At 57.3% G+C, this 12,526-nt stretch carries 14 protein-coding genes; 11 read left to right on the top strand and 3 right to left on the bottom strand.

The features are described from left to right. The first annotated feature begins 63 nt into the window (after positions 1-63). From AC22G1_RS00910 to AC22G1_RS00895, 4 genes are all read left to right on the top strand, one after another. On the top strand, positions 64-501 hold the full coding sequence (locus AC22G1_RS00910) for a MarR family winged helix-turn-helix transcriptional regulator (RefSeq protein WP_487315135.1): 438 nt from the start codon (positions 64-66) through the stop codon (positions 499-501). Positions 502-523: 22 nt separating this feature from the next. After that, entirely contained in the window at positions 524-1,087 is a 564-nt protein-coding gene (locus AC22G1_RS00905; RefSeq protein WP_487315134.1) for an isochorismatase family protein, read from the top strand. 2 nt (positions 1,088-1,089) lie between these two features. After that, entirely contained in the window at positions 1,090-2,337 is a 1,248-nt protein-coding gene (locus tag AC22G1_RS00900; protein ID WP_487315133.1) for an MFS transporter, read from the top strand. An 84-nt stretch (positions 2,338-2,421) separates the two neighbouring features. Continuing rightward, on the top strand, positions 2,422-3,279 hold the full coding sequence (locus AC22G1_RS00895; protein WP_487315132.1) for a formate/nitrite transporter family protein: 858 nt from the start codon (positions 2,422-2,424) through the stop codon (positions 3,277-3,279). A gap of 186 nt (positions 3,280-3,465) precedes the next feature. Here the strand turns inward: AC22G1_RS00895 and AC22G1_RS00890 are convergent, their stop codons facing one another. Both AC22G1_RS00890 and AC22G1_RS00885 read right to left on the bottom strand, forming a co-directional pair. Then, positions 3,466-4,044, bottom strand: a complete 579-nt coding sequence (locus tag AC22G1_RS00890) for an MliC family protein (RefSeq protein WP_487315131.1) — start codon at positions 4,042-4,044, stop codon at positions 3,466-3,468. A gap of 9 nt (positions 4,045-4,053) precedes the next feature. Then, positions 4,054-4,383, bottom strand: coding sequence for a hypothetical protein (locus AC22G1_RS00885; protein ID WP_487315130.1), 330 nt, complete (start codon positions 4,381-4,383; stop codon positions 4,054-4,056). A 242-nt stretch (positions 4,384-4,625) separates the two neighbouring features. Between AC22G1_RS00885 and purU the strand changes: the two genes are divergently transcribed. Next, a complete protein-coding gene (gene purU, locus AC22G1_RS00880) occupies positions 4,626-5,462 on the top strand; it encodes a formyltetrahydrofolate deformylase (RefSeq protein WP_487315129.1) in 837 nt (278 codons plus the stop codon). A gap of 7 nt (positions 5,463-5,469) precedes the next feature. Here purU and AC22G1_RS00875 read toward each other — a convergent pair whose 3' ends face one another. Next, complete coding sequence (locus AC22G1_RS00875) at positions 5,470-5,925, bottom strand: hypothetical protein (protein ID WP_487315128.1); 456 nt, start codon at positions 5,923-5,925, stop codon at positions 5,470-5,472. 167 nt (positions 5,926-6,092) lie between these two features. On the opposite strand from AC22G1_RS00875, the gene AC22G1_RS00870 reads away from it, so the two are divergent. From AC22G1_RS00870 to AC22G1_RS00845, 6 genes are all read left to right on the top strand, one after another. Beyond that, entirely contained in the window at positions 6,093-7,085 is a 993-nt protein-coding gene (locus AC22G1_RS00870; RefSeq protein WP_487315127.1) for an alpha/beta fold hydrolase, read from the top strand. 91 nt (positions 7,086-7,176) lie between these two features. Then, on the top strand, positions 7,177-8,685 hold the full coding sequence (locus tag AC22G1_RS00865) for a glycoside hydrolase family 43 protein (protein WP_487315126.1): 1,509 nt from the start codon (positions 7,177-7,179) through the stop codon (positions 8,683-8,685). Positions 8,686-8,720: 35 nt separating this feature from the next. Then, positions 8,721-9,104 (top strand): SMU1112c/YaeR family gloxylase I-like metalloprotein, encoded by a 384-nt coding sequence (gene gloA2, locus AC22G1_RS00860; RefSeq protein ID WP_487315125.1) that lies wholly within the window; start codon positions 8,721-8,723, stop codon positions 9,102-9,104. A gap of 215 nt (positions 9,105-9,319) precedes the next feature. Then, positions 9,320-10,840, top strand: coding sequence for a peptide MFS transporter (locus tag AC22G1_RS00855; RefSeq protein ID WP_487315124.1), 1,521 nt, complete (start codon positions 9,320-9,322; stop codon positions 10,838-10,840). Between the two features lie 158 nt (positions 10,841-10,998). Further along, positions 10,999-11,553, top strand: coding sequence for a hypothetical protein (locus AC22G1_RS00850; RefSeq protein ID WP_464950018.1), 555 nt, complete (start codon positions 10,999-11,001; stop codon positions 11,551-11,553). A 192-nt stretch (positions 11,554-11,745) separates the two neighbouring features. Further along, positions 11,746-12,309, top strand: coding sequence for a hypothetical protein (locus AC22G1_RS00845; protein WP_487315123.1), 564 nt, complete (start codon positions 11,746-11,748; stop codon positions 12,307-12,309). Positions 12,310-12,526 lie beyond the last annotated feature (217 nt).

The raw sequence follows: 12,526 nt of genomic DNA, 5'->3' as shown, positions 1-12,526 counted from the left end.
TTGCAACAGTGATTTGCGAAGCTAAACTTTGAAGTCTGCCTTCGCAAATTTCATACTGTCGCCATGAACATCAAAGCCGATAACGCCGCCACCGCCGTTGCCCTGCGCCAGGTGCTGGGCAAGCTCAAGCGCCGCCTCCGTGAAAAAGCCCCAGCCGACCCCTTTAGTTGGTCGCAACTGGCGGTGCTTCGCCACCTGCACAACAAAAGGCAGGCTTCGGTGAGCCAGTTGGCCAAATGGGAAGGTGTGCGCTCCCAGTCCATGGGCGCCACCTTGGCCGCCATGGAGGCTGAAGGCTGGCTGGCACGTTCCCCTGATCCCCAAGACGGCCGCAAGGTGCTGTTTCAGATGAGCCCCCAATGTGAGGTTTGGCTCACCCAGCACCGGGCCCGAAGGGATGACTGGCTGGCGTCGATCATCACCTCGCGCTTCAGCCCGCAAGAACAGGACGTTCTGGCCCAGGCAATGGAACTGCTCGAACGCATCGCCGATGCCGAATAGTCCCGCAGCTTAGGAGACACACATGACCCTTTCCCTCGACCCCAAAACCGCCCTGGTGGTGATTGACCTGCAACACGGCATTGTCCGCCTTGCCAAAAGCCTCAACCTCAGCGAAGCGGTAGACGCCGTCGTGGCCAACAGCATTGCGGTGCTGGACGCCTTTCGCGCCAAAGGCCTGCCGGTGGTGCTGGTGAATGTAGCGGGCGGCGCCCCCGGCCGCACCGAGCAGGCGCGCAGCCATGGCGAGCTGCCGGCCGATTGGGCCGAGCTGCTGCCCGAGCTTAACGCTCAGAACGGCGACATTTTGATCACCAAACACAACTGGGGCGCCTTTATCGGTACCGACCTTGACCAGCAACTTAAAGCCCAGGGCGTTACCCAAGTGGTGGTGCTGGGTATCGCCACCAGCATCGGTGTGGAGTCCACCGCCCGCCAAGCCTATGAGCTCGGCTACAACGTGACCCTGGTTACCGATGCCATGGCCGATGTGGCCGAAGCAACCCACCACAACAGCATCGAGCATATCTTCCCCCGGCTGGGGCAGCGCACCACCAGCGCCCAACTGCTGGATAACCTCAAGGGGTAACCATGGCCGCTCAACGGGGCGGCACCTTCCGCTCCCTTAACAATGCCAACTACCGGGTCTGGGCGGCTGGCGCCCTGGTGTCCAATATCGGCACCTGGATGCAGCGCACCGCCCAGGACTGGCTGGTATTGACCATCCTCACCGACCACAACGCCACCGCCCTTGGCATTATGACCGCGCTGCAGTTCTTCCCGCAGTTGCTGCTACTGCCTCTGACCGGCTTTGCCGCCGACCGTATCGACCGGCGCAAACTGCTGATGGCAACTCAAGGCACCATCGGCCTGCTGGCTCTGGGCCTGGGGCTGTTGACGGTCACCGGCCAGGTGCAGCTGTGGCATGCCTACGGTTTTGCTCTGCTGCTGGGCTGCACCACCGCCTTTGACGGCCCGGTGCGCCAGGCCTTTGTCTCGGAAATGGTGGGAGACGACGAGCTGCCCAACGCGGTGGCCATCAACTCCACCTCTTTTAACAGCGCCCGCATGATAGGGCCGGCCATCGCCGGGCTGTCCATCGCCGCCATCGGCACCGGCTGGGTCTTTATCATCAACGCCTTGTCGTTCATTCCGGTGCTGTGGTCACTGCTGGCCATCAACGAGGCCAGGCTTTTTAAAACCGACAAGCCCCTGGCCAAAAGCGGGCTGTGGGAAGCCTTTCCCTATGTCTGGCAGCAAAAACGCATTCTCTTTACGCTGTTGATGCTGTTTTTGATGGGCAGCGTTGGCCTGAACTTCCCGATTTTTATCTCCACCATGTCGACCCTGGTGTTCCACGGCGATGCCAGCCAGTACGGGCTGATGACCTCGATGCTGGCCATCGGCACCATCAGCGGCGCCTTGCTGGCCGCCCGGCGCGACAAACCCCGGCCCGCCCTGCTGCTGGCAGGCTCCCTGGCCTTTGCCCTGACCATGGTGCTGGCCGCCCTCAGCCCCAACGAGGTGGTGTTCTGCCTGCTGCTGGTGCTGATTGGCTTGGCTGCCCAGACCTTTATCATCACCGCCAACAGCTCGATACAACTGGCCACCCAACCCCAGATGCGCGGCCGGGTGATGGCGATTTTCATGGCCATTTCCCTTGGGGGCATGCCCCTGGGCGGGCCTTTTGTCGGCTGGGTGGTAGACCACTTCGGCGCCCGCTGGGGGCTAGTGGTAGGGGCCTGCGGCGGCCTTGCCGCCAGCCTCGCCGCCTTGTGTTACTGGCTTTGGTTTCACCATAAGGTTCCCTCCGAAAAGCGCTCTGATTCAGTAAGTTAACTGAACAACCTGGCGCCATGGCTCAACACCGGTGGCCGCCGATGCTAGGCTCAATGGTTCTTGCCAGGACAAGGAGCAGGCGCCATGACAGACTCAGAAAAGGCCGTTTCGGATAACGGTTCTGGGCTTTCACAACAGGATCAGAACCGGGCACGCAAGCAGCTGCCACCGGCGGCGCCGGTGCTGCACGAAACCATTCGCCTGCTGGGGGAAGAGGAGCTTAACCGCAACCTTAGCGCCCTGTGGTGGTCGGCCCTGGCTGCTGGGCTTTCCATGGGTTTTTCGCTGATGGCAAGGGGGCTTTTGCAGGCCTATCTCCCTGAAGGCAATGGCTTTTACCTGGTGGAATGCGCCGGCTATTCGGTGGGCTTTGTGATTGTCATCTTAGCCCGCCAGCAACTCTTTACCGAAAACACCATCACCGCCGTGCTGCCGCTGATGTCGAGCGCCAGTTGGCACAAGTTCGGCTGCCTGCTGAGGCTCTGGCTCATCGTTATGCTCGGCAACCTGGCCGGGGTGGCGCTCTACGCCTACGGCCTTGGCCGCATGGAGCTGTTTGAGCCCAAGGTGCTGCACGCCTTTAGCGCCATCGGCGAAGAGGTGATGCACAACAGCCCCTGGCAGATGTTCAGTAAAGGCATCATGGCCGGCTGGCTTATCGCCATGATGGTGTGGATGAACGCCGCCTCCAGCGCCCGGCTGATGGTGGTGTTGATCATGACCTACCTCATCTCCATCGGCGGCTTTACCCACATCATCGTCGGCTCGGCCGAGGTACTGTATTTGGTGTTCCACGGCCAGGCGTCACTGGCAAGTTACGTGGTGGATTTTGCCCTGCCCACCCTTGCCGGCAACATCGTTGGCGGCAGCCTTATCTTTGCCCTAATAAGCCACGCCCAGGTGCGCGGCGATGAACAGCTCAATGTGGAAAAGAGCGCATAAGAGCCTTGGGGCGATTTTCAGGCAAAAAAAAGGCGCCTCTGGGGCGCGCAGGAATGACGTGGAAGTGGGGATAGTCCCCTGGGAGAAAAAACGGCAGAAAACACCAAAGCTAACTATGTCAGAACAGCTGTTATCTTCCGCTACCTGCCCCAGGCTGCCAACTGCCTAAAACAACAGGACAAAAACTCATTGCCCTTGTGGCCGTGCCAGGCAGTGCTGGGTTTTGCCGTCTTTTTCCAGCACCACGTCCAGCTGGCCCTGGTGCTCACGGATGCTTTGCCCCGGCCCCGAATAAAGGGTGCCGCTGGCCGCTTCACGCTGGAACATCACCCAGTTGCCGCCCTGGCCGCTGGCCAGCAGGGATTTGGGGTGGGTGTCGAAGTAACGCACCCGCAGGTTATGGCTGGCGTCGCCGTCACAGACCAGGGTGATGTCATGGCTCATGGTCACCAGGCCGTAGCGGGCTTGCAGCCAGGCAATGCGCTGCACGTAGCCTTCTTGCACGCAGCTGCGCTCGTCGTTGGCCTTCCAGCATTCATCACGCTTTTGGGTCCACTGCTGCTGGCCAAGGCGCAGGGCGTCACTGTCATGGGCTTTGGAAAGGGCCTTGTCATAAACGCCTGCCAGTTGGTCGTCCAGTTCAGAGAGCAGCGGATCTTGGCAGACCATGATGGCAATGCGGCTACCCTTAACCTGCCCACAGTCACGAGCCATGGCTGGCAGCGCGCAGCCTAGGGCCAGTATCAGGGTGATAAAACGGATCATCTCGCCTCCTCAGGCAGCCGCCAAGCCAAGCAAAATAAGGGTAGCAAAGCCGCCAATGAGCAATAGCGCCAACACCAGCCCGGCCAGGGCCAGGCCTTTCTTGTGCCCGGCTTTAACCAGGCCAGCAATGGCTAGGCCCAGCGCCAGCAGCCCCAGCAACAGGGCCACCAGCATCAATAGCCCCAGCACCATCATCACCGGCGACTGCTGGTTCACAAGCTGCGGGTGGTGGCTGCCGATATAGGCGCTCACCGCAAAGGTGCCAACCAGCGTCAGCACACCCACTAGGCTGCTGACAAAGGCGGCGATAGCCAGCCCCGAATGGCGTTGTGGTTCCATGCCCTGCTCCGCTTGTTTAGCCAAGGGGTATCAAAGCATAGCGCCGGAGCGTTGTTAATCACTTGTTTTACATCATCTTATTGCGGTTCAGCATGGCGCTTGGCACGTCTTGCCGCCCACGCAGCCAGCAAAAGCGCGGAAAAACGCTTTCGCGGCTCACAGTAAGGACTAACTGCCAAGGCCCCCTTTTCAAATGGCCCCGGCTCGGTACTATGGTCTGCCGACCTTTGAACAATGCGACCATGGAAAAGAAGATCCTGCTCACCGACTGCCCCGACGCCAAGGGGCTGATCGCCAAGATCACCAACATTTGCTACAAGCATCAGCTCAACATCACCCGCAACAACGAGTTTGTTGACCGGGACCATGGCCGCTTTTTCATGCGCACCGAGCTCAACGGCATTTTCAACGACGAGACCCTGCTGGCCGACCTCGACGACGCCTTGCCGCAATACACCAAGCGCCGCCTGGTGCCGGCCGGGCGCAAGCGCATCGTGATATTGGTGACCAAGGAAGCCCACGCCCTTGGCGATATCTTGATGAAGTGCTTTGAAGGAGCCCTGGACGTGGAGATAGCCGCTGTTATCGGCAACTACGACACCCTGGGCAAGCTGGTGGAGAAGTTCGATATTCCCTTTCACCACGTGGCCCACGAGGGGCTGAGCCGCCCCGAGCACGAGGCCGAGTTGATGAAGGTGGTGGACAGCTACGGCCCAGATTATCTGGTACTGGCCAAGTTCATGCGCATTCTCACCCCCAGTTTTGTGGCGGCCTACCCCCATAAGATCATCAACATCCACCACTCCTTCCTGCCTTCGTTCATCGGCGCCAACCCTTACCGGCAGGCCTTTGAGCGCGGCGTGAAGATGATTGGCGCCACCGCCCACTTCGTTACCGACGACTTGGACGAAGGCCCGATCATCGAGCAGTCAGTGATCCACGTGAACCACGCCATGTCCGCCAATGACATGGCCCGCGCTGGCCGGGATGTGGAGAAATCGGTGCTGAGCCGTGCCCTGCAACTGGTGCTGGACGAGCGAGTGTTCGTCTACGGCAACAAAACGGTGGTGTTCAAGTAACGGGGTTTCAGGGGGCCTGCTGCGGCTCGGTGGGAGGCTCGTCCAGCTTACCGGCCAGGGCCTCAAGCTTGTTGTAGCCCTGGTGGCAATCGAGGCGTTTTTGTACCCCGTCGGGGTTGGTCACCACCAGCCCCTGCACGTCGCTGGGGGGCAAAGGGGTTTTACGGTAGTCGTCGAACAGCAGGTAGTGGCTGCCGTGGCTGGTAAAGCTCAACTGGTAATGCTCGCGCTGCTCACCGCTGATGTGCCGCAGGAAGAAGTCGCTACCTCTACCGAGGTTGAGGCCATTTAGCACCAGGTGCAGACCGGCGCCGCCGGGCGCGCCGCACAGGGCCACCACCTTGGGTTGGCTGCAACTGAAGTAGTTGGTCTCCCCTGCCGGGCAACCGTTGCCCCAACTGGCTGCACTGGTCGTAAAACTGGCCAGCAGCAGGGCGCTGTAAATCAGCCTGATGCCGTGCATTCCCTTGCCTTGCTCTCTTTTCACACAATGAAAGAGGATAGGCGTTAATTTTCGCAAGTTCGCGCACTTTCATGACTTTCAGCTGACTGAACCGGCCGATGGCCGCAGCGGCCCTTTCGCTTAGCGTCCGGCTTTTGCCATGCTGGAGCCTGGACAAGGAGGACACCATGAAAGCCATTCTCGGGATATTGCTGGGCGCCCTGGCCCTGCCACTGCTGGCCGCCACCACCCCGCAGGACGCCATGCTCAGCCACTACGCCTACCCCTATCCGGTGCAGACTTTCGCCCTCACCGCCCAGCAGCAACCCTTGCAGATGGCCTATATGGATGTGCCGCCAGCAACGGGCAAGGCCCCCAAAGACACGGTGGTGTTGCTGCACGGCAAGAACTTCTCCGGTGCTTACTGGCAGCGCACCATCAAGGCCCTAAGCCAGGCCGGTTACCGGGTTATCGCCCCCGATCAACTGGGCTTTGGAAAATCCAGCAAGCCCACCGAGTTCCAATACAGCTTTCAGGCCCTGGCCACCTATACCCACCAGTTGCTGGCAAGCCTTGGGGTGCAAAAAGTGGTGCTGGTCGGCCACTCCATGGGCGGCATGCTGGCCAGCCGCTACAGCCTGATGTTTCCAGAGGATGTGAGCAAACTGGTGCTGGTTAACCCCATTGGCCTTGAAGACTGGAAGCGCCAAGTGCCCTACCAGAGCCTGGACGACGCCATTGCCGCCGAGCACGCCCAGACCCCGGAGTCGGTGAAAAACTACATGACCAAGGCGTATTTTGACGGCAAATGGCAGCCGCAATACGAGCCGCTGCTGGCCATCCAGGCCGGCTGGACCATAGGCCCGGACGCCGGCCTGATGGCCACAGTCGACGCCCTGACCAGCGACATGATCTTTACCCAGCCGGTGCTCTATGAGTTCCCCGATATCAAGGCCAAGACCCTGCTCATCATCGGCACCCGCGACCGCACCGCCATCGGCCGCAACAGGGCCGATGCGAAAACCGCCGCCACCATGGGCCGTTACGATTTACTAGGCAAAGCCACCGCCAAGGCCATGCCCCAGGCGCAACTGGTGGAGCTGCCCGGCATCGGCCATGTGCCGCAGTTCGAGGATTTTGACGACTACATCAAGGCCCTTGAGGGCTTTTTGGCCCAGTAACGCGGTTCTGATTTGAAGCAAAACGCCATCTTGCCGGGCAGCATCCGGCCGCTGTGGTACAAGGGCTTCACACCCTTGGCGGACAGGCCCCATGAGATTGCTGCTGATATTGATGCTGGCGTGGCCGGCCTGGGCCGACCACGCCGAGCCCCGCTACTACCAAAACCCCATTATCCACGCCGATTATGCCGACCCGGACGCCATCCGGGTCGGCGCTCATTACTACCTCATCGCCTCGAGTTTCAACGAGGTGCCGGGGCTACCGCTACTCACCTCCACCGACTTGGTGCACTGGCAATTGGTAGGCCATGCCCTGGCTCGCAATGTGCCCGACGCCCATTACCGGCAAGTGCAGCACGGCAACGGGGTCTGGGCACCGGCGCTGCGCTTTCACGGCGGTAAATTCTGGATCTTCTACCCTGACCCGGACTTTGGCATCTACGTGCTGAGCGCCACGGATTTTCGCGGCCCCTGGAGCCCGCCAAGGTTGCTGCTCCCCGGCAAGGGCATCATCGACCCGGCGCCTTTTTGGGACGACGACGGCCGGGCCTGGCTGCTACATGGCTGGGCCAAAAGTCGGGCGGGGTTTAACAATGTACTGACTTTGCGGGAGATGACCCCCGATGTCAGCCAGATGCTCGAAGATAAGGGCCAATTGGTGGTAGACGGCAATCGCCTGCCCGGCTTTCGCACCCTCGAAGGGCCCAAGCTCTATAAAAAAGACGGCTATTACTACATCTTCGCGCCGGCCGGCGGGGTAAAAGAAGGCTGGCAGACGGTGTTTCGAAGCCGCCAGCTGCAAGGGCCTTACCAGCACCGCATTACCCTCGCTCAGGGCAACACCGCCATCAACGGCCCCCACCAGGGCGCCTGGGTAACGGCAACCGACGGCAGCGACTGGTTTATCCATTTTCAGGACAAAGGCCCCTATGGCCGCATCACCCATCTCGAGCCCATGGTGTGGCGCCAGGGCTGGCCGGTAATGGGCCACCAAGGGGAGCCGGTTGCCCGCCACCCAAGCCCGCCCGGCCCCCCAGGCCCGGCTCTTGCCAGCGGCTCCGACAGCTTTGATAAATCCCTCGCCCTTGCCTGGCAGTGGAACGCCAACCCAGGGGAGGACTGGGCCCGCATCCAAGCAGGGCAGCTCCATCTCAAGGCCCTGGCCGGGCCCGATAACCTTTGGCAGGTGCCCAACCTGCTGCTGCAAAAATTTCCAGCCCAGGGGTTTGGCGCCGAGGTGAACTTGATGGCGCCAGCCCCAGGCGTGCGCCGGGCCGGGCTCCTTATCTACGGCAGCGATTATGGCTGGGTGGGGGCCGAGCAAAACGCCAAAGGCCCGGTTCTGGTGATGGTCTTGTGCCAAAAGGCCAAGCTGGGGTGCCGCGAGCAGCGCTGGCAGGCGCCCTTTACCGGCCAGGTTGCACAGCTTGAGGTACGAGTAAACGCTGCCGCCCAAGTGCAGTTTTTGGCGAACGGCCAGCCCCTCGGGCCGCCTTTTACCGCCCAGCCCGGGCGCTGGATAGGTGCCCGCATCGGCCTTTTTGCCCAGGGCGATGGTCAGCAAGAAGCGCGCTTTGACGACTTCAGCCTCCACTTTTAACGAGGTATCCTTGGCAAAAACCAAGGAGCTGCCCCGTGCTCAAAGCCATTCACCACGCCGCCATCATTTGTAGCGACTACCCGCGCTCCAAGCATTTTTACACCGCCATATTGGGCCTTACCGTGCTGGCAGAGCATTACCGCGAACAGAGGGATTCTTGGAAGCTGGACCTGGCCCTGCCGGACGGCAGCCAGCTGGAGCTGTTTTCCTTTAACCATGCCCCCCAAAGGCCCAGCTACCCGGAGGCCCAGGGCCTGCGCCACCTTGCCTTTGTGGTCGACGATGTTGCCGCCGCTGCCAAGTGGCTTCAAGACCAGGGAGTAGCGGTGGAGCCGGTGCGCACAGACCCATACACCGGCAAGGCCTTTACCTTTTTTGCCGACCCCGATCAGCTGCCCCTGGAGCTCTATCAGGGGTGAGGCATTGCTCACAATTTCGGCTCGCTGGCGCCAGGCTCCCGGCAGGGCAAGGTTGGCAGGCGGGCGAGCAAAAATGCTTAGAGATCAGTACCATCACCAATAAAGTTTACAAAATCAAAAACATAAGTTAACAAAAAGCAACCTGGCGCCGCTAGAAAGCCCTGTCCTTTATCGGTATAACGTTCAGCTTCTCGCTTAATTACAAAAATATACCTATGACAGCCACAGCTTCAGTAGACGCCGCTAAGGGTGCCGAGACCAAAACTCGCCGCGCCTTTATCGCGCTTTTCATGATCGAGATGTGGGAGCGCTTCGGCTTCTACGGCATGCAGATCCTGATGGTGCTTTTTGCCATCGAGTATCTGGGTTTCAACGATGATCGCGCCAACCTGACCTGGGGCGCCTTTGCCGCAATGATCTACATCACCCCGGTTGCCGGCGGTTGGATCGGCGACAAGGTACTGGGCGCGCGGCGCACCACCATGCTTGGCGGCGTGGTACTGGCCCTGGGTTACGGCCTGCTGGCAGTGCCGTGGGACCAGTTTATGGGTAGCAGCGGCCACAGCCTGGTGTTCTTCTCCATGGGTGTGATCGCGGTGGGTAACGGCCTGTTCAAAGCCAACCCCAACAACCTGGTGGCCAAGCTGTACGAAGGGGACGAGTCCAAGCTCGACGGCGCCTTCACCATGTATTACATGTCCATCAACATCGGTGCCTTCCTGTCCCAGTGCCTTACCCCCATCATCCGGGTGCACTACGGCTGGCATTGGGCCTTCCTGATCTGCGCCCTGGGCCTGGTGTTTGGCGTGGCTCAGTTCAAGGTTCAGAGCCGCTACCTCGAGCATGTAGGCTCGGCTCCCGACTTCAAACCCATGAACAAGAGCAAGCTGCTGGGCGTGCTGGGCGGCTCGCTGATCGTGGCGGTGCTGATTGGCCTGGTGGTGCAAAGCACCGAAGTGGCCGAGTGGGTGGTGAACCTGGCCAGCGTCGGCCTGGCGCTGTTCTTCCTGGTGCTGGTGGTCAAGGCCACCACCGCCGAGCGGGCTGGCCTTATCGCCATGGTGATCCTGACCCTGCAGACCATCCTGTTCTTCATCTTCTACCAGCAGATGTCTACCTCTCTGACCCTGTTCGCCAAGAACAACGTCGATCTGCACTTCCTGGGCTACAGCATTCCGCCGGAGCAGTTCCAGGTGCTGAACCCGTTCTGGATAGCGGTGATGAGCCCGGTATTGGCCTGGCTGTACGCCTCTTTGGGCAAGAAGGACAAAGACCCGTCTCTGGCCGGTAAATACGCCTGGGGCTTTGTGCTGCTGGCCATCGGCTTCTTCCTGTACGCCGTGTCCGGCAACTTCGCCAGCGCCCTGGGCCTGGTGTCGCCGCAGTGGATGCTGTGGGGTTACTTCTTCCAGTCCGTGGGTGAGCTGCTGATCTCCGGCCTTGGCCTGGGCATGGTGGCCCGTTACGTGGCTCCTGGCCTGCGTGGCCTGATGATGGGCGCCTGGCTGCTGGCCACCGGCTTGTCCCAGTACTTGGGTAGCGTGGTGGCCAACTTTGCCAGCGTGCCGGAAAACATCACCAGCCCGCTGCAAACCCTGCCGCTGTACACCGACCTCTTTATGAAGCTCGGCTGGGTTGCCCTGGCTGGCGCCGTGGTGGCCATCGTGCTGGTGCCCTACCTCAAGCGCCTCGATAGCCGTAGCAAAGAAGCTGCCACCCTGTGGGCCAAGCAATAAGGCTTTAAAAACCCATAAAAAAACGCGCCATCAGGCGCGTTTTTTATTTAAGCAGAAAGCAATTAAAAATTGTGAATTAAAAATCTGCCTAAGAAAAGCACTAAGGCGCGTGTTAGATTAGTTGCCTAACCTTCAGTTAAGTAATAAGGATATTCTTAATGACCGGTAAATCTCCTTCTACATCATCACTCCCCTATAACCTGCCTATGGATACTAAAGGGCAACTTCGGGAACTCGCTAAAATTATCAATATTCCGCCGTCTTTAGTTGCCAATGGTGATCAGAATACTGTTGATGCAATTTGTGCCACCATTCTCTATAGACATATGGAGCAAGCTCAAAGACACGAGGCAATGAAAATCATTAGGTCTCTGCCCAACAGAGAGCTTGTAGGTAAGCTTGTAACGAAAGTGGTGGATACATCCTTTGTCAACCCGACATGGGGTATGTGGTCGCTAACCAATGAAGAGTTACTAGATAAAGAGAGTTTCCATTCCGCTGTTGATAGCTACGCATCATATGTTGGACTCAGTGCATCCGCACTAGGTGGAAAAGATTTAATAAAGCAGGCTTGGCAAAGAAGAGCAATTACAAGAGGCGGTATCGCTACACTTGTCATTTGGGGTGTCGTTGCACTGAATAAATATCAGCTCAATAAGCTCCAGGAAGAAAAATCTCGAAGAAGCACCCTAAACAGTTCTTCATACTACTAAAATGAAGTTATATTCTTTCATAAACATTATTATTTACGCACTCATTCTATTGGGTGTTTTCTGGCGTTGGGAAACTGCAAGCAATGAACAGAAAACACCTTTTTTCCTTGTAGTATTTTTCACTTCTTTTTTCTTGGGATTATATCTTACATCGCGTTATCGAAAGCTTACGAAAGCATTAAGGGAGAAAAAATGAAAATCCATTCATTTTTCATATCCTCATTTTTTCTAATAATATCCTTCTATACCGATGCTTACACTCAGTCTCTCTGCGGGTCACAACCAACGAAACTGGAAAATCATTCAACCAGTGAGACCACGCAAAATAATGTAAGGAAAACTGAGATCAGCTTTTCTTACCAAGATAACTTTTGGATAGCAACACTGTATCTATTTCCTGAAAATCCATCATCTATCCCTCTAATAAAAGGAATAACGAATAGTGATTCATCATCAAGAAAATACCAAGTTTTATATGAAAACTCGAAAAAAATTCTTATAGAAAACGGAATCGCCTCCAATGTTTCAAAATACAAACTTCTAGGACAAAATAAAAGCAAACTTATATATTTCTTGGCTGAATCAGAGTATGGCGATGATTATTTTGCCTATCACCAAGAGGTTAAAAACAATAAGTTATTTTTAGTTAGACTCTATTCTGCATCCAGACCCAAGACTCATAAAAAAAACATGGAAAAGGAAATTACATACATCTATTCTATCCTAGAAAAAAACTGTGGAGAACAAATTGACTAGCATGATACTCCTAGTTTTCTTTTATAGTCTAACACTCTCATGTTGGTTTTTATTCGATGAATCAAGAGAGTATTTATTCTATTTATTTTTTATTTCATCTATTGGATATAACACTTTCATATCCCTTAAGATAAAAAACATTGAAAATAATTTAGATCGTACCGATTAGAAACAGAAAGAGTACTACGTTTACTTTTTATCGATAGTAGCCCATTTT

This window comes from Gallaecimonas zhanjiangensis, from assembly GCF_057624825.1.
Note: the sequence above shows the minus strand (reverse complement) of the source record. Positions and strands in the feature narration are given on the sequence as shown.

Bases quoted from the DNA above. Each gene is read 5' to 3' on its own strand.
- AC22G1_RS00910 (WP_487315135.1), top strand. From the start codon at position 64: ATGAACATCAAAGCCGATAACGCCGCCACCGCCGTTGCCCTGCGCCAG.
- AC22G1_RS00905 (WP_487315134.1), top strand. From the start codon at position 524: ATGACCCTTTCCCTCGACCCCAAAACCGCCCTGGTGGTGATTGACCTG.
- AC22G1_RS00900 (WP_487315133.1), top strand. From the start codon at position 1,090: ATGGCCGCTCAACGGGGCGGCACCTTCCGCTCCCTTAACAATGCCAAC.
- AC22G1_RS00895 (WP_487315132.1), top strand. From the start codon at position 2,422: ATGACAGACTCAGAAAAGGCCGTTTCGGATAACGGTTCTGGGCTTTCA.
- AC22G1_RS00890 (WP_487315131.1), bottom strand. From the start codon at position 4,044: ATGATCCGTTTTATCACCCTGATACTGGCCCTAGGCTGCGCGCTGCCA.
- AC22G1_RS00885 (WP_487315130.1), bottom strand. From the start codon at position 4,383: ATGGAACCACAACGCCATTCGGGGCTGGCTATCGCCGCCTTTGTCAGC.
- purU (WP_487315129.1), top strand. From the start codon at position 4,626: ATGGAAAAGAAGATCCTGCTCACCGACTGCCCCGACGCCAAGGGGCTG.
- AC22G1_RS00875 (WP_487315128.1), bottom strand. From the start codon at position 5,925: ATGCACGGCATCAGGCTGATTTACAGCGCCCTGCTGCTGGCCAGTTTT.
- AC22G1_RS00870 (WP_487315127.1), top strand. From the start codon at position 6,093: ATGAAAGCCATTCTCGGGATATTGCTGGGCGCCCTGGCCCTGCCACTG.
- AC22G1_RS00865 (WP_487315126.1), top strand. From the start codon at position 7,177: ATGAGATTGCTGCTGATATTGATGCTGGCGTGGCCGGCCTGGGCCGAC.
- AC22G1_RS00855 (WP_487315124.1), top strand. From the start codon at position 9,320: ATGACAGCCACAGCTTCAGTAGACGCCGCTAAGGGTGCCGAGACCAAA.
- AC22G1_RS00850 (WP_464950018.1), top strand. From the start codon at position 10,999: ATGACCGGTAAATCTCCTTCTACATCATCACTCCCCTATAACCTGCCT.
- AC22G1_RS00845 (WP_487315123.1), top strand. From the start codon at position 11,746: ATGAAAATCCATTCATTTTTCATATCCTCATTTTTTCTAATAATATCC.